Source organism: Streptomyces sp. NPDC101181, assembly GCF_044767975.1.
Classification (GTDB): domain Bacteria; phylum Actinomycetota; class Actinomycetes; order Streptomycetales; family Streptomycetaceae; genus Streptomyces.
Genome location: NZ_JBIWOX010000002.1, coordinates 366,619 through 384,111 on the forward strand (window position 1 = coordinate 366,619; position 17,493 = coordinate 384,111).

Consider the following 17,493-nt stretch of genomic DNA (forward strand, 5'->3'; position numbering starts at 1 on the left):
GGCCCCGGGCCCGGCTCGGCGCGGGGGACGTCCGGCTCAGCGCGCCGTGTCCGCCGACGCGCGGAACGTCCGCCGGTAGGCCGTCGGCGCTACGCCCAGGGCCGCCTGGAAGTGCTGGCGCAGGGAGGTCGCGGTGCCGAACCCCGCGTCCCGGGCGACCCGGTCGACGGACAGGTCCGAGGACTCCAGCAGGTGCCGGGCCCGCTCCACGCGCTGCTGGGTGAGCCACTGCCCCGGGCTGATCCCGGTCTCCTCGCGGAAGCGCCGGGTGAACGTGCGTACGCTCATCGCCTCCCGCTCCGCCATGTCCCGCAGCAGGATCGGCCGCTCCAGCCGGGCCAGCGCCCAGGCGCGGGCCGCGGTGGTGGTCGTGAACTGCGGTTCGGGGACGGGCCGGTGGATGAACTGGGCCTGCCCGCCGTCCCGGTGCGGCGGCACCACCGTGCGGCGGGCGATGTCGTTGGCGACGGCCGCCCCGTGGTCGCGGCGCACGAGGTGCAGGCACAGGTCGATCCCGGCGGCGACCCCGGCCGAGGTCAGCACGTCGCCGTCGTCGATGAACAGGACGTCCGGGTCGACCCGGACCCGCGGGAACAGCCGCTGGAAGTGGTCGGCGGAGGACCAGTGCGTGGTGGCGGGGCGGCCGTCGAGGTACCCGGCGGCGGCCAGGACGTAGCTGCCGGTGCAGATGGAGACCATCCGGGTCCCCGGCCGGACCAGTGCGAGCGCCGCCGCCAGCTCCTCGGTGAGCCTGCCCTCCTCGAAGACCGGGCCCAGCTCGTAGGAGGCGGGGACGACGACCGTGTCGGCGGTGGCCAGCGCCTCCGGCCCGTGCCGCACGACCACGGCGAAGTCCGCGTCCGTACGGACCGGTCCCGGCGGGCGGACGGAGCAGGTGACGACGTCGTACAGCAACTCGCGCGGACCGTCCGGCTCCCGGCTGACGGGACGGCCGAAGATCCGTTGCGGGATGCCCAGTTCGAAGGGGAGCAGCCCGTCGAGGGCCAGGACGACGACCCGGTGCGGCATGACGGCCTCCTCGGTGATCGGTGCTGGTGCAGACCCTGCCCGCCCCGGGGGCCGATGGGAAGGGGCCGCCGGACCGCGGGCCCGGTGCGCCGGCAGGCCTCGGGGCGGCGTCAGCCGCCGGGCGTCAGCAGGATCTTCCCCCGGGTGCCCCCCTTCTCCAGCAGCGCATGGGCCCGCGGGCCCTCCTGGAACGGCAGGGTGTGGGCGATCCGCAGGGGGAGGCGCCCGGACTCGACGTGGCGGGCGAGCGTGTCGAGCATGGCGCCGTCGGTGCGGACGCCGAAGATCCGACCTCGACCACCTCCCCCGAGGGCATCCTCCCATGGCCCGATCCTTGCGAACCATGTCCCCCCGGCCACTCGTCCCGGGGTGTGCCCCGGTCGGAAGCTGTCCCACGTGACCCAGACGACGAGCACCGCTCACCGCGCCGGAAGACCCGTCCGTCCCCGTACGTTCTCCCCGCACCGGGCGTGGATCGTCGCCGCCGTCACCTTCGTGACGATCATCGGCGGCGCGGCCTTCAACTCCCTGCCCGGCCTTCTCATCGACCCCCTCCACACCGAATTCGGCTGGTCCCGGGGCGAGATCGGGCTCGCGGTCTCCATCGACATGGCGCTGTACGGGCTGACCGCGCCGTTCGCCGCCGCGCTGATGGACCGCTTCGGCATCCGGCGGGTGGTGGCCGTCGCGTTGAGCATGGTGGCGGCCGGAGCGCTGGCCAGTGTGTGGATGACGGCCTCCTGGCAGCTGATGATCTACTGGGGGCTGCTCGTCGGGCTCGGCACCGGGTCCATGGCGCTGGCGTTCGCCGCGACCGTCACCCACCGCTGGTTCGTCGCCCGCCGGGGTCTGGTCACCGGCGTCCTCACCGCGGCGGGAGCCTCCGGGCAGCTGGTCTTCCTGCCGCTCTGCGCGTGGATCGTCGTCGAGCACGGCTGGCGGCCCGCGTCGGTCACCGTCGCCCTCGCGGCCCTCATCGTCGTCCCGTTCGTCTGGCTCCTGATGCGCGACCACCCGGCCGACGTGGGCCTCGCCCCGTACGGCGGGGAGTACGTGGCCAAGCCCGCCCCCGCCCGGGGCGCCGCCCGTCGCGCGGTGCGGGTGCTCCTCGACGCGGCGCGCACCGGCCCCTTCTGGTTGCTGGCCGGGACCTTCGCGATCTGCGGTGCCTCCACCAACGGGCTGATCCGCACCCACTTCGTCCCCTCCGCCCACGACCACGGCATGCCGGTCACGGCGGCCGCCTCGCTGCTCGCGGTGATCGGGGTCTTCGACGTCGTCGGCACGGTCTTCTCCGGCTGGCTCACCGACCGCTTCGACGCCCGGCGGCTGCTCGCCGTCTACTACGCGCTGCGCGGGATCTCGCTGCTCCTCCTGCCGATGCTGATGGCGCCGGACGTGCGGCCGCCGATGATCTTCTTCATCGTGTTCTACGGGCTCGACTGGGTCGCCACCGTCCCGCCGACGCTGGCGCTCTGCCGTGAGCGGTACGGCGAGGACAGCGCGATCGTCTTCGGCTGGGTGCTCGCCTCGCACCAGGTGGGCGCGGCGCTCGTCGCGTTCCTCGGCGGGGTCGCGCGGGACGTGTTCGGCGGTTACGACGTGGTCTGGTACGCGTCGGGGGCGCTGTGCGCGGTGGCGGCGCTGATGTCGCTGGTGATCCGCCGGGGAGCGGAACCGAAGGCGTCCCTCAGCGGCTGAACCGGCCGAAGGCCCCCCGGTGGAACAGCAGCGGTTCGCCCTCGTCCACCGCGTCCAGCGCCGCCACCCGGCCCACCACGACCAGGTGGTCGCCGCCGGGGTGGACGGCGTGGACGCGGCAGTCGATCCAGGCCGGCACGGAGTCCAGCAGCGGTGACCCGGTCGCCGGGGCGTCCCCGTGGGGCACCCCCGCGAACTTGTCGCCCCCGCTCACCGCGAACGCCCGGCACAGCGCGCCCTGTTCGGCCCCCAGGATGTTCACGCAGAACGCCCCGGCGCGGGCGATGCGCGGCCAGGTCGTCGACGTTCGGGCGACCATGAAGGACACCAGGGGCGGGTCCAGCGAGAGCGAGGCGAAGGACTGGCAGGCGAAGCCCGTCGGCCCGTCCGCGTCACGCGCGGAGATCACGGTGACGCCGCTCGCGAAGTGGCCCAGCACACGCCGGAATTCAGCCGGGGCGACCGGGAGCCGTTCGTCGTCCCGGACGGCTCTGAGGTCCGGCCGGGGCAGCACCCCGGGCGGTGCGTGCGGCCCGGACGCCGTCGCGGCGCCCACGGCGCCGAGGTAGCGGACGGCGGTGGCGGCCATGCCTGCGTGTCCCATCACCCCGCCCATTAGAACTGACGGAGCGTCAGGTGTGAAGCCATGTGTGCTGCGGATGCCGGGAGTTCAGGCGCCGGAGCGCCGCGCGTAGTGGCGCTGCGCCTTCGCGCGGTTGCCGCAGCCCGCCATGGAGCACCAGCGGCGCGTCCCGTTCTTGGACACGTCGTAGAAGTGCAGGACGCACGCGTCGTTCGCGCACGGGCGGATGCGGTCGGGCCGGTCCGCGACCAGCCGGAGCCAGCTCTCCGCCGCGTGCCAGGCGGGGGCCCAGGACGGATCGTCCACCTCCACCGCGGACACCGGCGCCCCCTCGGGCCCCAGGGTGCGGCGGATCCGCCCGTGGGAGAGGACCTCGTTCAGCCGGGCCGCGTCCTCGGGGGCGGCCCGGCCGGGGCGGGCCGCCGCGGCGGCGAGGGCGCCGAGCGCCGTACGGGCGAGGAGCAGCCGGTCCAGCGTGGCGCGGTCGGCGGTGGGGGTGGGGCCGGGGCCCAGGTGTTCGCGCACCGGCGGGCTCTCCAGCCAGACGGCCAGGCCGGTCGGGGAGTCCAGCAGGTCGTGCGGCCCGTCCCCGCCGAGCCAGCGGGTGTTGAGCAGGTCGAGGGCGAGCGGTTCGCCGGTCAGGGGGCGGGGGTCGGTCCCGGGGGGCGGCGTCACGGCTGGACTCCTTTCGTTCGTCGTCACGCGGGAAGCGGGAAGAGGGACGGTTCGTCCAGGATAACCAGTAAAGTGGGGATCACCGGTTGGCTCCTGCCCGTATAACCCCTGAAGGCTCTGTCAGGGGTTGCGGGATCGTCGCGCGACCCCTGACCGGAGGGGGGTGACGGCGGGGCCGGGGTGCGAGGGGCCCGGAGGCCGCGATGGCCTCGGCGGCTCCGGTCAGCGCCCCCGGTACGTCGGTGAGCGGCGCTCCACGAAAGTGCTGACGCCCTCGGCGGCGTCACGCGTGGTCATGTTGATCTCCTGGGCCGCGGCCTCGGCGGCGAACGCGGTGGCCCGGTCGCCGTCCAGGGAGGCGTTCACCAACTGCTTGGTCAGGGCCAGGGCCCGGGTGGGCCCCTCGGCGAGCCGCCCCGCCCACTCCTCGGCCAGCGCGGCCAGCTCACCCGCCGGAACCGTACGGTTGACCAGCCCCATCCGCTCCGCGTCCACCGCACCGAGCGCGTCCCCGAAGAACATCAGCTCCTTCGCCCGCCGCGGGCCCACCAGCCGGGGCAGCAGATACGCCCCGCCGCCGTCCGGGACGAGCCCCCGGCGGACGAACACCTCGATGAACGTCGCCGTGTCGGCCGCCAGGACCAGGTCGCAGGCGAACGCCAGATGCGCGCCGATCCCGGCCGCCGTCCCGTTGACGGCGGCGATCACCGGCTTCTCGCAGTCCAGTACGGCGTCGATCAGCCGCTGCGCGCCGAGCCGGATCGTGCGGGCGACGTCGCCGGGGATCCGCTCGCCCGTCCGGTCCGGGGCGGCGCGCAGGTCAGCGCCCGCGCAGAAGCCGCGGCCGGTCGCGGTGAGCACGACGGCCCGGACGGCGGGGTCGGCGGACGCCCCGGCGAGCAGGGCGATGACCCGCTCCCGCTGGTCCGGGGTGACCGCGTTCATCGCCTCGGGCCGGTTGAGCGTGATCCAGGAGACACCGCCGTCGAGCAGGTGCAGGACGGTGTCGGCCGGGTCCGCCGGCGGGCCCCCGCTCACCGGCACACCGCCAGCGCGTCCAGCGCCACCGCGCCCTGCCCGCGGCCGAGCACCACCAGCGGGTTGATGTCCAGCTCGGTCAGCTCGTCGCCCAGCTCCAGGGCCATCCGCTGGACCCGCAGCACCACCTCGACGAGCGCGTCCACGTCCACCGGGGCCCTGCCGCGCACCCCCTCCAGCAGGGCCCGGCCGCGCAGCTCACCGAGCATGTCCCGGGCGTCCTGCTCGCCGAACGGCGGCACCCGGACCGCCGCGTCGTGCAGCACCTCCACCAGAACCCCGCCCAGCCCCACCGTGACCGTCGGGCCGAAGAGGGGGTCGTGGGCGACGCCGACCATCATCTCGACGCCCCGGTCGATCATCTGGCAGACCAGGACGCCGTCCAGATCGACGGGCTCGTACCGCGCGATGTCGGTCAGCTCGCGGTAGGCGTCCCGGATCTGGCTGGCGGAGGTCAGCCCGACCTTGACCAGGCCCAGCTCCGTCTTGTGGCCGAGCCGGGGGCCGGAGGCCTTCATCACCACCGGGTAGCCGACCGGCCCGGCGGCCCGTACGGCGGCGGCCGCGCTGGTCACCAGCTGTTCGCGCGGCACCCTGATCCCGTACGCGCGCAGCAGCTGCTTCGCCGCGTGCTCGCTGAGCTGCTGCCCCGGCCGCAGCAGACCCCGCGCCTTGCGGAAGGAGGGCGAGGGGGTGCGCGGGGCCTCGTCGAAGGGGGAGCGGTAGCGGCCGGTGAAACGGTGGTGGTCCAGGTAGGCCCGCACGGCGGTGACGCAGTTGCCGAAGGTGCGGAAGGTGGCGATCCGGGAGGAGCCGAGCAGGGTGGTGCGGTAGGCGTCCTCGGTGCCGACGGGTGAGCCCCAGATGACGCAGATCAGCTTGTCGGTCTCCTCCGCCGCCTCCGCCAGGTCGCGGGCGAGGCGGTCGCTCATCGGGGGGAACGGGCCGGTGATCGGACAGATCAGCACCCCGATCGACGGGTCGGCGAGGATCGCGTCGATGATCTTCCGGCCGCGCCGGTCGCCGACCGGGTGACCGCCGTTGTCGACCGGGTTGGCGACGTTGAGGTACCCCGGTATCCAGCGGTGCAGCTCGTCCTGCTTGGCGGGGGAGAGGGCCGGGAGGGTGAGCCCCGCCGCCGTGGCCAGGTCCGCGAGGTGCGCGCCGGTGCCGCCGGAGATGGAGTACACCGCGACCCCCTCGGCCCGCGGCGGCCGGGCGCGGGCCAACAGGGCCGCGGTGTCCTGGAGTTCGTCGAGACCGTCGACCCGGATCACTCCGAACTGCCGCATCGCCGCGTCCACCACCCGGTCCGCGCCGGTCAGCTTCCCGGTGTGCGAGGCGGCGGCCCCGGCCCCGGTCTCCGTACGCCCCACCTTCACCGCGACGACGGGGACCCTGGCGCGGGCGGCCCGGTCGGCGGCGAGCAGGAACGACCGGCCGTCCTTGAGCCCCTCCAGGTAGCAGGCGACGGCCCCCGTCTCGGGGAGCTGCGCGAAGTACGCGAGGAAGTCGGCGGTCTCCAGGTCGGCCTCGTTGCCCGTGGGGGCCCAGTGCGAGAGCCGGATGCCCAGCTCCTGGAGGGCGTGCAGCGGGCGGCCCTGGTGCCCGGACTGCGTGATCAGGGCGATGGCCGGGCCCTCCAGGTCATCCCGGAATCGCTCGAAGGCGTTCAGGTTGGTGTTCGGCCCGAGCAGGCGCACCCCGGACCGCTCCACGGCCGCCGCCAGCCGGGCCTGGGCCACCGCGCCCGCCTCCCCGGTCTCCGCGAACCCGGAGGCGAAAGCGACCGCGAAGGGAATCTTCGCCTCGCCCAGCTCGTCGATCACCGGGAGCGGATCGGCGACCAGCAGGACCGCGAGGTCGACGGGCTCGGGCAGCTCGGTCACCGAGGGGACGCAGGGCCGCCCGAACACGGCGTCCCGGGCCGGGTGCACCGGGTGCAGCCGGGCCCCGGCCCGTTCGGCCCAGTCGATCAGCTGCCGGGTGATCCCGGCGTTGGGGCGGCCCTCGGTGTCCGAGGCCCCGACGACGGCCACCGAGCGAGGCCGGAAGAAGCGGTCCAGGTCGGGCACGGCCAGGTGCAGCGGCCGCCCGCTGACGTCGAGGCCGCCCTGTCGGGTGGCGGTGGGCAGGCTGACGACGGAGGCGTGCGGCTCCTCGCCGCAGGCCACCACCCGGGCGCGGAAGCCGGTGGTGAAGGTGCCGTGAGTCGATCCAAGCATCGTTTCCGCCCACTCCTGCTCGTCGGCCCGGCGGTGAACGGGCCGGGCCGGCCAATTAACTGACGCAGTGTCAGTTTACTGAACTGACGGGACGTCAGGAATGGGCGTGCGGGCAAAGGCTGCATGTCCGGGGTGCGCGTGCCCCGGCCCCGGGCGGGGCGGCTCGTGTGCCCCGGCCCTGGCGGGGGGTGCCCCGGCTTGAGTGCTCCGGAGGGCGTGCCCGGTGGGATGCCCCGGCTCGTGTCCCCGGGGGGGCGTGCCCGGTGGGGGCGGCTCGGGCCCCTGGGGCTTGGGTGTGCCGCCCGGCTCGCGGGTCCCTTCCGGCTTACGTGCCCCTCCGGCTTGCGTGTCCCTCCGGCTCGCTCGCCGCGTCGTGCCCCGGTCACCAGGCCGGACGCTCGCACATCCTTCCCGGACGCTGACCCATGGGCGGTAGGCCGGGCGCGGGCGCACGCTGGATCCATGACATCCGACACGCAGACAGACGCGACGCCGGCGCAGGGCCCCGTACTGGTGGTCGGCGGTACCGGCAAGACCGGCCGCCGGGTGGTGGCCCGCCTCCGGGAGCGGGGCGTGGAGACCCGCGCGGCCTCCCGGTCCGGCGACACCCCCTTCGACTGGCAGGACCGCACGACCTGGCAGACCGCCCTCGACGGGGCCGCCGCCCTCTTCGTCGTCCCGCTCGACGCCTCGCCCTCCCCGACGCCCGCCCTGATCGAACAGGCCGTCGCGAGCGGGGTGCGGCGCATCGTCCTGCTCTCGGCCCGGGGCGTGGACACACCGGGGTACTTCGGCCCCGATCAGGACGGCGGCGGCCCGCACGGAGAGGGCGAGCAGGCCGTCCGGGCCGCCGGGGTGCCCTGGACGATCCTGCGGCCCGGCTGGTTCGCGCAGAACTTCGACGAGGGCGCCTTCCTCCCCGGCGTACGCGGCGGGACGCTGGCCCTGCCCACCGGGGACGGCCGCGCGGCGTTCGTCGACGCGGACGACATCGCGGACGTGGCCGTGGCCGCGCTCACCGAGGACGGCCACACGGGCGAGGTCTACGAACTCTCCGGGCCCCGCGCGCTCAGCATCCCGGAGGCCCTGGAGGAGATCGCCAAGGAGAGCGGGGTGCGGGCCGCCTTCGTCTCGATCGACGAGTCCACGTTCCGTGACGGCCTGCTGTCCCAGGGTGTCTCGGAGGTCGAGGCCAACCTCTGGACCGGGGCGCTCAGGCCGATCGCCGCGAGCCGGGAGGCCGTGGTGCTGGACGGCGTACGGCGCGCGCTCGGCCGGGAGCCGCGCGACTTCACCGACTTCGTCCGGGACGCGGCGGCGAGGGGGGCGTGGGGCTGAGGCCCGGGGGCTCCTCCGCTGAGGAGCCCCCGCCTGCTCGGGGCGCCCGGGAGCTTTCAAGGCGCCCCGGCGCCCCCGGCGTCCCACGTGCCGCATGTGTCAGTGCCGCATGTGCCCCACGCACCCGCAGCGCCACGAGCGCCGTGAGCGTCCCGAGCGCTCATCCCACCGGCGCCGGTGCGTTCACGGCTCCGGATGCCAGGGCGTCCCGCCGGTAGGCGCTCGGGCTCTCGCCGCGCAGCCGTTTGAACGCCGCGCTGAAGCCGAACGCGTCCGCGTAGCCGACCCGCCGGGCCACGGCCGCCACGGTCAGCTCGGGGCGGGTCAGCAGGTCGGCGGCGAGGGTCATCCGCCAGTCGGCCAGATACGCCACCGGCCCGTCCCCGACGAGTTCGGTGAACCGCTTCGCCAGGGTCGTCCGCGACACCCCCGCCCGGCTCGCCAGCTCCGCCGTCGTCCAGGGGTACGCCGGGTCCTCGTGCATCGCCCGCAGGGCCGGGCCCGCCACCTCGTCGCCCAGCGCGCCGTACCAGCCCGGCGGATCGGCCTCGGGCCGGTCGAACCAGTCGCGCAGCGTGCACACCAGCATCCAGTCCAGGAGCCGGTCGAGGACGATCTGGTCCCCCGGCCTCCTGCCGCCCATCCGCGCCTCCAGATAGTCGCGCAGCGGCGCGCAGTCCTCCTCGTCCGTGACGACGAGGGCTGGGGGCAGCGCCCGCAGGAGCCGCTGCGGGACCTCCGTACGCACGTCGTAGGTGGCGGCCAGCAGGACGGTGGAGCAGTCCAGTTCGGGAGAGCCGTCCGGAGCGACGGCCATGTCCTGGCCCCGCCTCCAGCGCACCTCCCGCACGCCGTCGCCGGACCCGGCCCCCGGGCCCGTGCCGCCCGACGGCCGGTCGGTGAAGCAGAACGGCGCCGGACCCCGTACGACCGCGGCCGCGCCGGTCTCCACCCGCAGCGGCTCGCCGCCCTCGGGCACGATCCACCCCTCACCCCGCAGGGGCATGCACAGGGTCAGATACGCCCCGTCGGTGAACCGCAGCGACCACGGCGGCCACAGCAGCGAACGGCCGAACACCGCCCCCGTGCCCCGTACGCCGCGCAACAGTTCGTCGAACACGTCCATGGCGCTCACGATAAGCAGAACACCGGCGAGGGCGCGGTGCTTCCCGGCAGGGGAGGAGGGTTCGATCCGCGGGCGCCCGGTGTCAGTGTGCGAGCGCCCGGTGTCGGTGCGCCCGGTGTCAGTGTGCCCGGGACACCTTCTTGGCGATCTTCCCGGCGTCCAGCGCCAGTTCGCGGAGCATCCCGCTGATCGGGTTGGTGAAGCCGGTGAAGTAGAGGCCCGGGGTGTGCTTCGGGGCGCGGGGACCATGGGCGAGCGGGCGGCCCCGGGCGTCCAGGACGTCCAGGTGGCCCAGGAGCGGCTCCAGGGCGCGCGTGTAGCCGGTCGCGGCGATGACGGCGTCCGGGGTCAGGCGGGTACCGTCCGCGAGGACCACCGTGTCCTTGTCGAACGAGGCGACCGTCGCCACCGGGGTGACCTTCCCGGTCCGTACCGCGTCGATCAGGCCCACGTCCTGGACCGGGATCGCGCCCTCCCGGACCCGGGAGTACAGGCCCGGCGCCGGGCGGGGGAGGCCGTGGGCGGAGAGGTCCGGCACGGCGATCCGCGCCAGTACGGCTCCCGCCCGGTCGACGAGGCGCACCGGCAGGCGGCGGACCAGGATGCCGGTGGCCTGGGCGGGCCAGCCCGCGGTGGAACGGCGCACGATGTGCGGGGGCGTCCGGACCGCGACGCGCACCCGGGACGCGCCGCCCTCGGCCAGGTCCGCCGCGATCTCCGCGCCCGTGTTGCCGATGCCGACGACCAGGACGTCCCGGTCGGCGTACGGGGCCGGATCGCGGTACTCCGCCGCGTGCAGCAGTTCGCCGGTGAACGTGTCGCGGCCCGGCCAGTCCGGGATGCGCGGGGTGTGGTTGAAGCCCGTGGCGACGACGACCGCGCGAGCGCGCAGGACCCGCCCTCCGGTGGCGGTCAGCCGCCAGTCGCCGGAACCGTCGGGGGCCTGTTCGATCCGGGTCACCTCGACGCCGGTCACCACTTCGAGTTCGTGGTGCTCGGCGTACTTCTCCAGGTACCGCACCACATCGTCCCGGCCCACCCAGCGTCCGAACCTGCGCGGCATCTTCAGCCCCGGCAGCGCCGACCAGCGGCGGGTGGTGTGCAGGCGCAGCCGGTCGTAGTGGCCGCGCCAGGACGCGCCGACCCGGTCCGACTTCTCCAGGACCACCGCCCGGACGTTCCGTGCGCGGAGCGCCGCGGCGACGGCGAGACCTCCGGGGCCGCCGCCGATGACGTAGACGGGCCGGTCGTCCGTCCGGTCGGTGAGGGTGGCGGCTCCGTGACGGCCTGCGGTGGAGGGGCTGTTGGGCATGGTTCGGAGCGTAATCGCCCGCTCTGTTGATGGGTCTCGGTCAAGAGGGAAATCGATTGCGAATTGATCACGGGGGGCCGGGTGCGGTCCTCGCGCCCCCTTTTGCGCCCTTCGCCCCCCGGGTGAACTGCCGCCCGTCGCGCTGCCGGAAGTCTCCTGAGGGAGGTGCGTCGTGAGAGGTGCTCTGCGGGGAGGTGCCCTGTGCGGTGTGCGGTGCGCGGTGTGTGGTGCGCGCCTCTTGCGCCGCCGGTCCGCATCCGCTGAACTGACGTACCGTCAGAAATGCTCGACCGGGAGGCCCGATGGCCCTGATCTCTCTGGCGGCCCTGTTCGCGGTGGCCCTGTTCGTGGCGGCCCTGTTCGTGGTGGCCTGGCGGACGTGGTCGCTCGACGCGGCGTCCGGGCCGTTCCGGTGAGCCCCGGCCCCGGGGCGGCGCCCCGCTTCGACCTCCCCGAGCCGGACCCCTTCACCCGCCCGTACTGGGACGCGGCGGCAGAGGGGCGGCTGCTGATCCGCCGCTGCGCCGGGTGCGGCCGGGCGCATCACTACCCGCGCGAGTTCTGCCCGTACTGCTGGGGCGAGGACGTCGGGTGGGAGCGGGCGAGCGGGGACGCGACCCTCTACACCTGGTCCGTCGTCCACCGCAACGACCTGCCGCCCTTCGACGGGCGCGTGCCGTACGTCGCGGCCGTCGTCGACCTCGCGGAGGGGCCCCGGATGATGACGGAGATCGTGGAGTGCGCGGCCGTGGACCTCCGCGTCGGCATGGGGCTGACGGTCACGTTCCGGGAGGCGGAGGGCGGCGGTGCGGAGGGGAGGACCGGGGGCGGGAGGGCCGGGGAGGCGGTGGCGGTCTTCCGGCCCCGGCGGGGGCGGTGACGGTGATGGGGGATGGCGACGGGGGCGGCCGTCGGGGGCGGCCGTCGGTCAAAGTCCCGGAGCGCCCCACACCGGGAACCACCGGGACAGGTCCTTCTCCACCCGTAGATCGTCGCCGAGAGCGCTCCTGACCTGGAGCTCCAGCTGGTTATCCCGCTTCTCGGCGGTGCCGGGCAGCGGGGCGAACGGGTAGAACGTCCCGCGCTTGTACAGGTAGACGAGCGCCAGCGCCCTGCCACCGGAGCCGGGGCCCGAACCCGAGCCGGAGCCGGAGCCCGAATCCGAGCCGGAATCGGAGCCGTAATCGGGGGAGGACCCGGCGTCGGTGGGGGACCCCTCCGGGGCCCGGAAGCCGATCAGCGAGCACAGCAGGTGCGGCCCGAAGCCGCCCTCCTGGAGCAGGGTGTTCACCGCGTGCAGGTCGTTGACCAGGGCGGCCGCGTCGTCCGCCGGGTGCTCGGCGAGCAGCCAGGTGTAGCCGTACGCGTCGCGGCTGAACCGTACCGGCACACCCCCGCGCCCGGTGTCCGCGTCCAGCAGCTCCCGTACGTCCTCCTGGAGCCGGGCGAAACCGGCGCCCTCCACGCCCGCGAAACAGACCGAGCCCCGGCCGGTCGGGACGAAGCCGGTGGCGGCCTGGAGGGTGAGGGCGGCGGAGGGGACGGCGAAGAGCTGGTCCAGGTCGGGGCGGACCGGTTTCGTCCGGCCGAGGATGGCGTCGAGCAGGCCCACGGGCGTCACTCCTTGTCGTGACTCGGTAGCTCACTCGCTTGGTGGCCCAGCGGGTCAGCGGGTCCGTAGTGCGGCGGGGTCCGTCGTGCGGCGGGTCAGCGGGAGAGGTCGGCGGAGATGCGGGACAGCTGGTCCAGGCGCTGTTCGAGCGTCGGGTGCGAGGAGAACAGTCGGCTCAGGCTCTCCTTCGCGGAGAAGGCGGGCACGAAGTAGAAGGCGTTGTACGGCTCGGCCTTGCGCAGGTCCTCCGTCGGGATACGGGCCATCTGCCCGCTGACCTTCGTCAGGGCGGCGGCGAGGGCGGAGGGGCGGCCGGTGAGCAGGGCGGCGGCACGGTCGGCTGACAGCTCGCGGTAGCGGGAGAGCAGCCGGGTCAGCAGGAAGCTGATCGCGTACACGACGGCGCTGATCAGCGGGATGAGCAGGAGCAGGATGCCCGCCGGGTCGTTGCCCGGCCTGCTGCGGGCGAAGCCGCCCCACAGGGCGATACGGGTGATGACACCCGCCAGCACGCCGAGGAACGAGGCGATCGTCATGACGGCGACGTCCCGGTGCGCGACGTGCGACATCTCGTGGGCGAGGACGCCTTCCAGCTCCTCCGGCTCCAGTCGGCGCAGCAGCCCCGTCGTCGCGCAGACCAGGGCGGTCTTCTCGCTCCGGCCGGTGGCGAACGCGTTCGGCACGTCGCTCTCGGCGATGGCCACCCTGGGCTTCGGCATGTCCGCCAGCGCGCAGATCCGGTCGATGGCGCCGTGCAGCTCGGGGGCCTGCTCCGGGGTGACCTCGCGGGCGCCCATGCCGTACGCCGCGATGCGGTCGCTGAACCAGAACTGGGCGATGAACAGGCCGCCCGTGATGATCAGGATGATCGGCCAGGAGCCGCGCAGGGCCGCGAGGAGCACGCCGACGAAGACCACGTACAGCAGGCCGATCAGGAACATGGTGGTGACCATGCGACCGGTCAGCCCCCGGTCGGGGGCGTAACGGGAACGGGCTCGCGGCATCGGCGCCTCCTGACGGCTCACCTTTCACATCTCACGTCCCCCTGCTTCCCATAGTGCCCCTTTCTTGTTGAAACCGGGTTAAAGACGGGGAGGCGCGGTGGGAGAGGGGCGTCAGGGCCAGAGCAGTTCACGCTCCCAGGCGCCGGCCTCCGTGCGGCGGTAGCGCAGCCGGATGTGCCGTCGCCGGGCGTCGCCCTGGAAGAACTCGGCCTCGGCGGGCTCGACCACGTAGCGGGTCCAGGTCGGGGCGTCGGCGTCCGGTTCCGTCCGGGCCCGCTCCCAGGCCGCGTCGGCCGCCCGGTGGAGGGTCGCCGCCGCGTCCAGGATCTCGCTCTGCGTCCCGGTCAGCGCGGCGGCCAGCGCCCCCCTGGACCGGGCGTGCAGGTCGGCCCGGCTCTCCTCCGGGGTGCAGCGGCGGACCGGACCCCGGACGCGTACTTGTCGGCCCTGCACGGGCCAGTAGAAGCCGAGCGCCGCGTAGGGGCGGGCGGCGAGCTGGTGGCCCTTGGCGCTGGTGCGGTGCGTGGCGAAGTGCCAGCCCCGCTCGTCCGCGTCGTGCAGCAGGAGCGTGCGTACGTCGGGCAGCCCCTCGGCATCGGCGGTCGCGAGGCTCATGGCGTGCGGCTCGGACTGCCCGGCCGCCACGGCCTCGGCGAACCAGCGGTGGAAGAGCGGCAGGGGTGCGGGCGGCGCGGTCTCCGGATCGAAGGGCGGCAGGTCGGTGTCCCAGACGCGCTGGGCGTGCAGGAGATCGCGGAAGCCGTCGGCGGAGGACGCGGGGCGCGGGGGCTGCGCGGGGCCCGAGGGGCGCGGGGCGGTGTCGTCGCTGCTCATGGGGACCATTGGACCGCACGGGCGGCCTGCCCGGGTGGCGTCGGCGCCGACGCCGACGCCGGAGAGCACGCTCGCGGTCGCAGCGCTCTGGCATCCGGCCCTGCCTCTGGCGTCCCGGCCCAGCCTCTGGCATCCGTCTCGGCCTCCGACGTCCGGCCCCGGCTCGCACCCCGATGGCCCCGGCTGGCCCCGGCTCGCCCCAGTGGGCCCCGGCGTCCGGCTCACCCCCGTCCCAGCACCACCGTCCCGGACGAGCAGAACCAGCCTCCCGTGCCCGAGGCCACCGCCAGCTCCGGCAGGCTGCCGCCGGGGCGGCGAACCTGGCGGGCCCCGGCCTCGCCGCGCAGTTGCCGTACCGCCTCCACCAGCAGGAACAGTCCGCGCATCCCGGGGTGGCAGGCGGAGAGGCCGCCGCCGTCCGTGTTCACCGGGAGTTCGCCGCGCAGGCCGGTACGGCCCCGCTCGACGTACGCGCCGCCCTCACCCTTCGCGCAGAACCCTAGGTCCTCCAGGGTCACCAGGGTCATGTACGTGAACGCGTCGTAGATCTCGGCCAGGTCGATGTCGGCGGGCCGCACCCCGGCCCGTTCGAAGGCGAGACGGCCGGAGACGGCGGCGGGGGAGACCGTGAAGTCCTCCCACGCGGACATCGTGGCGTGGGAGGTGTGCTCCCCGGCGCCCAGCACCCACACCGGTGGCTTCACCGTGTCCGGCAGGTACTCCTCGGAGGCCAGCAGGACCGCGCAGCCCCCGTCGCTGCGGATGCAGCAGTGCAGCTTGGTGAAGGGGTCCGCGATCATGGGCCCCGCCAGCACGTCGTCCACGGTGATCGGGTCCCGGAACATCGCCTCCGGGTTCGCCGCCGCGTTCGCCCGCGCCGTCACGGCCACCTCGGCGAGCTGTTCCAACGTCGTGCCGTACTCGTGCATGTGGCGGCGGGCGGCCATGGCGTACTTGGCGATCAGGCTGTGCCCGTACGGGACCTCGAACTGGAGCGGCCCGCGCGCCCCGAACGACAGGTTCGACGGGCGACGGCCCGCCTTGATGTCCGCGCGGGCGGTCGAACCGTAGACGAGGAGGACCGCCTTCGCCCGGCCCGCCGCGATGGCGTCCGCCGCGTGGGCGGCCATCATCTCCCAGGTCGCGCCGCCCACCGCCGTGGAGTCGACCCAGGTCGGCCGCAGCCCCAGATACTCGGCGACCTCCACCGGAGCCAGGGCCCCGAGCCCGGCGGAGGCGAAGCCGTCCACGACCGAGCGGTCGAGGCCCGAGTCGGCGAGGGCGCGGCGGGCGGCCTGGGCGTGCAGGGCGTACGGGGTGGCGCCGTCCACGCGCCCGCAGTCCGCGAGCGCGACACCGACGACGGCGGCACGGCGGGGACGGCGGGGACGGAGAGGGGAAGTCCGCTCCACAGACATAGATCTGACGGTACATCAGATATGTACGACGGGCGCTTCCTCGGGGCCGCGTGCGCACGGAGGGGCTTTCCTCGGCCCCGCGCGTGCGGGCCCCTGGGAATTCCCCTCCGTCGCACCTACCATGACGGATCATCAATTCAGGGGCGCCGGTCCCTGAAGAGAGCCGGAGGGGAATCTGAGGGCCAGTGGGGCCTGAGGGACCTGAAGGATTTGAAGGGGAGGGAGCCCGACCGTGGACGCCGCCTTCACCGCGGAACAGGACGAGATCCGCCGCACCCTGCGCGACCTGCTCACCCGCCACGCGGGGCCGCAGGCGGGCCGGGCCGCCGTGGGGAGGGCCGAGGGCTACGACCCCGACCTGTGGGGCAGGCTCGCCCGCGACCTCGGGCTGCCGGGGCTCGCGCTCCCCGCGGAGTACGGCGGGGCGGGCTGTACGGCGACCGAACTGGCCCTCGCCTGCGAGGAGACGGGCCGTGCGCTGCTGGCCTCCCCGCTCTTCGCCACCGCCGCGCTCGCCGCCCCCCTGATCGCCGCCCTCGGCACCCCGCGGCAGCGTGCCGCCCTGCTGCCCCGGATCGCGGACGGCACCCTGACCGCCACGCTCGCCGTCCCCGGCCCCTCCCTCGCCACCGCTCTCGGGCTCACCGGCGACCACCGCGGCGGAGCCTGGGCGGGCGGCGGCCGCGCGGGCGGTGTCCAGGCCCGCAGGGACCCGGACACCGGCACCAGTGACGGCACCCGCACCGGCAGCACCGACGCCGACGGCAGCGGCAGCACCGCCCCCATCACCGACACCGACGGCACCGGCTCTGCGCGCGCCGAGGGGAACGGCCGCTGGCGGCTGTACGGGGAGACCGACCGGGTCCTCGACGGCCACAGCGCCGGGCTGCTCCTGGTCGCCGCCCACGCGGGAGGGTGGCCGCGCAGCCGTACGCTCCTGTTCCTGGTCCGTCCGGAGGAGGCCGCGGGGGTGGTACGCACCCGGCTCACCGCGGTGGACGAGACCCGCCCGCTCGCCCGCGTGGAACTGCGCGACACCGTCGCCGAGCCGCTGGGCGCGGACGACACCGCCGACGTGACCGCCGCGCTCGCCGCCGTGGGGCGCGTGGCCGCCGCGGTCCTGGCCGCCGAGGCGGTCGGCACGGCGGCGAGCGCGCTGGAGCGGACCGTGGAGTACGTGAAGGGGCGCGAGCAGTTCGGTCGGCCCATCGGGTCCTTCCAGGCCGTCAAACACCGCCTCGCCGACCTGTACGTACGGGTCGAGGCGGCCCGCTCCGCCGCCTACTACGCAGCCTGGGACCCGGACGCCGGACCCCTCGCGCTCGCCCAGGCCCTGGAAGCGGCCCGGATCACCACCGCGGAGGCCGTCCAGTTGCACGGCGGCATCGGCTTCACCTGGGAGCACGAGGCGCACCGCTTCTTCAAGCGGGCGGCGGGCGACGAACTGCTCTTCGGCCCGGTCCACCGACTGCGCGACCACGCGGCCCGAGGCGCCGGGCTCTTCGCAGCCGATCGGGCCGCGGCCGGGGCCGGGGTGGGTGTCCGGTGACCCGGGTAACGCGCCTGGTCCAGAAGGTCTCCGCCTCCCGCGTCTTCGC

16 protein-coding genes are annotated in these 17,493 nt (G+C 74.7%); 4 read left to right on the top strand and 12 right to left on the bottom strand.

What is annotated here, in order from left to right; all coding sequences use genetic code 11:
* Positions 1-36: 36 nt before the first annotated feature.
* The gene (locus ACIRRU_RS05280) at positions 37-1,029 is read right to left on the bottom strand and encodes a GlxA family transcriptional regulator (RefSeq protein WP_403676371.1); all 993 of its coding nucleotides are present in this window, start codon (positions 1,027-1,029) and stop codon (positions 37-39) included.
* 110 nt (positions 1,030-1,139) lie between these two features.
* Complete coding sequence (locus ACIRRU_RS05285; protein ID WP_403676374.1) at positions 1,140-1,445, bottom strand: zinc-binding dehydrogenase; 306 nt, start codon at positions 1,443-1,445, stop codon at positions 1,140-1,142.
* On the opposite strand from ACIRRU_RS05285, the gene ACIRRU_RS05290 reads away from it, so the two are divergent.
* Positions 1,426-2,730: an MFS transporter gene (locus ACIRRU_RS05290; RefSeq protein WP_403676377.1), complete on the top strand. Its 1,305-nt coding sequence runs from the start codon at positions 1,426-1,428 to the stop codon at positions 2,728-2,730. The two genes, ACIRRU_RS05285 and ACIRRU_RS05290, sit on opposite strands and share 20 nt — an antisense overlap.
* Here the strand turns inward: ACIRRU_RS05290 and ACIRRU_RS05295 are convergent.
* From ACIRRU_RS05295 to ACIRRU_RS05310, 4 genes are all read right to left on the bottom strand, one after another.
* Positions 2,720-3,319 carry a flavin reductase family protein gene (locus ACIRRU_RS05295; protein ID WP_403677011.1) on the bottom strand — a complete coding sequence of 200 codons (600 nt, stop codon included), beginning with the start codon at positions 3,317-3,319 and terminating at the stop codon, positions 2,720-2,722. The genes ACIRRU_RS05290 and ACIRRU_RS05295 overlap by 11 nt on opposite strands.
* A gap of 81 nt (positions 3,320-3,400) precedes the next feature.
* Positions 3,401-3,988 carry a CGNR zinc finger domain-containing protein gene (locus ACIRRU_RS05300; RefSeq protein ID WP_403676380.1) on the bottom strand — a complete coding sequence of 196 codons (588 nt, stop codon included), beginning with the start codon at positions 3,986-3,988 and terminating at the stop codon, positions 3,401-3,403.
* 222 nt (positions 3,989-4,210) lie between these two features.
* Positions 4,211-5,032 carry an enoyl-CoA hydratase/isomerase family protein gene (locus tag ACIRRU_RS05305; protein WP_403676383.1) on the bottom strand — a complete coding sequence of 274 codons (822 nt, stop codon included), beginning with the start codon at positions 5,030-5,032 and terminating at the stop codon, positions 4,211-4,213.
* Entirely contained in the window at positions 5,023-7,251 is a 2,229-nt protein-coding gene (locus tag ACIRRU_RS05310) for an acetate--CoA ligase family protein (RefSeq protein ID WP_403676386.1), read from the bottom strand. Before ACIRRU_RS05310 ends, ACIRRU_RS05305 begins: the two co-directional genes overlap by 10 nt.
* Before the next feature lie 462 nt (positions 7,252-7,713).
* Between ACIRRU_RS05310 and ACIRRU_RS05315 the strand changes: the two genes are divergently transcribed.
* Positions 7,714-8,589: an NAD(P)H-binding protein gene (locus ACIRRU_RS05315; protein WP_403676389.1), complete on the top strand. Its 876-nt coding sequence runs from the start codon at positions 7,714-7,716 to the stop codon at positions 8,587-8,589.
* Positions 8,590-8,749: 160 nt separating this feature from the next.
* Here ACIRRU_RS05315 and ACIRRU_RS05320 read toward each other — a convergent pair whose 3' ends face one another.
* Entirely contained in the window at positions 8,750-9,715 is a 966-nt protein-coding gene (locus ACIRRU_RS05320) for an AraC family transcriptional regulator (protein WP_403676392.1), read from the bottom strand.
* A gap of 118 nt (positions 9,716-9,833) precedes the next feature.
* Entirely contained in the window at positions 9,834-11,027 is a 1,194-nt protein-coding gene (locus tag ACIRRU_RS05325) for a flavin-containing monooxygenase (RefSeq protein ID WP_403676394.1), read from the bottom strand.
* A 412-nt stretch (positions 11,028-11,439) separates the two neighbouring features.
* Here ACIRRU_RS05325 and ACIRRU_RS05330 point away from each other — a divergent pair, with 412 nt between their 5' ends.
* Complete coding sequence (locus tag ACIRRU_RS05330) at positions 11,440-11,907, top strand: Zn-ribbon domain-containing OB-fold protein (protein ID WP_403676397.1); 468 nt, start codon at positions 11,440-11,442, stop codon at positions 11,905-11,907.
* A gap of 48 nt (positions 11,908-11,955) precedes the next feature.
* Here the strand turns inward: ACIRRU_RS05330 and ACIRRU_RS05335 are convergent, their stop codons facing one another.
* The 4 genes from ACIRRU_RS05335 to ACIRRU_RS05350 all read right to left on the bottom strand — a co-directional run bounded on the left by ACIRRU_RS05335 (position 11,956) and on the right by ACIRRU_RS05350 (position 15,895).
* Complete coding sequence (locus ACIRRU_RS05335; protein WP_403676400.1) at positions 11,956-12,639, bottom strand: hypothetical protein; 684 nt, start codon at positions 12,637-12,639, stop codon at positions 11,956-11,958.
* A 95-nt stretch (positions 12,640-12,734) separates the two neighbouring features.
* Complete coding sequence (htpX, locus tag ACIRRU_RS05340; RefSeq protein WP_363200418.1) at positions 12,735-13,643, bottom strand: zinc metalloprotease HtpX; 909 nt, start codon at positions 13,641-13,643, stop codon at positions 12,735-12,737.
* 111 nt (positions 13,644-13,754) lie between these two features.
* Positions 13,755-14,477, bottom strand: coding sequence for a pyridoxal 5'-phosphate synthase (locus tag ACIRRU_RS05345; RefSeq protein WP_403676404.1), 723 nt, complete (start codon positions 14,475-14,477; stop codon positions 13,755-13,757).
* A 221-nt stretch (positions 14,478-14,698) separates the two neighbouring features.
* A complete protein-coding gene (locus tag ACIRRU_RS05350) occupies positions 14,699-15,895 on the bottom strand; it encodes a thiolase C-terminal domain-containing protein (protein ID WP_403676407.1) in 1,197 nt (398 codons plus the stop codon).
* 232 nt (positions 15,896-16,127) lie between these two features.
* Here ACIRRU_RS05350 and ACIRRU_RS05355 point away from each other — a divergent pair, with 232 nt between their 5' ends.
* Positions 16,128-17,444 carry an acyl-CoA dehydrogenase family protein gene (locus ACIRRU_RS05355; RefSeq protein ID WP_403676410.1) on the top strand — a complete coding sequence of 439 codons (1,317 nt, stop codon included), beginning with the start codon at positions 16,128-16,130 and terminating at the stop codon, positions 17,442-17,444.
* Positions 17,445-17,493 lie beyond the last annotated feature (49 nt).

Bases quoted from the DNA above. Each gene is read 5' to 3' on its own strand.
- ACIRRU_RS05325 (WP_403676394.1), bottom strand. From the start codon at position 11,027: ATGCCCAACAGCCCCTCCACCGCAGGCCGTCACGGAGCCGCCACCCTC.
- htpX (WP_363200418.1), bottom strand. From the start codon at position 13,643: ATGCCGCGAGCCCGTTCCCGTTACGCCCCCGACCGGGGGCTGACCGGT.
- ACIRRU_RS05350 (WP_403676407.1), bottom strand. From the start codon at position 15,895: ATGTCTGTGGAGCGGACTTCCCCTCTCCGTCCCCGCCGTCCCCGCCGT.
- ACIRRU_RS05315 (WP_403676389.1), top strand. From the start codon at position 7,714: ATGACATCCGACACGCAGACAGACGCGACGCCGGCGCAGGGCCCCGTA.
- ACIRRU_RS05310 (WP_403676386.1), bottom strand. From the start codon at position 7,251: ATGCTTGGATCGACTCACGGCACCTTCACCACCGGCTTCCGCGCCCGG.
- ACIRRU_RS05280 (WP_403676371.1), bottom strand. From the start codon at position 1,029: ATGCCGCACCGGGTCGTCGTCCTGGCCCTCGACGGGCTGCTCCCCTTC.
- ACIRRU_RS05320 (WP_403676392.1), bottom strand. From the start codon at position 9,715: ATGGACGTGTTCGACGAACTGTTGCGCGGCGTACGGGGCACGGGGGCG.
- ACIRRU_RS05345 (WP_403676404.1), bottom strand. From the start codon at position 14,477: ATGAGCAGCGACGACACCGCCCCGCGCCCCTCGGGCCCCGCGCAGCCC.
- ACIRRU_RS05295 (WP_403677011.1), bottom strand. From the start codon at position 3,319: ATGGCCGCCACCGCCGTCCGCTACCTCGGCGCCGTGGGCGCCGCGACG.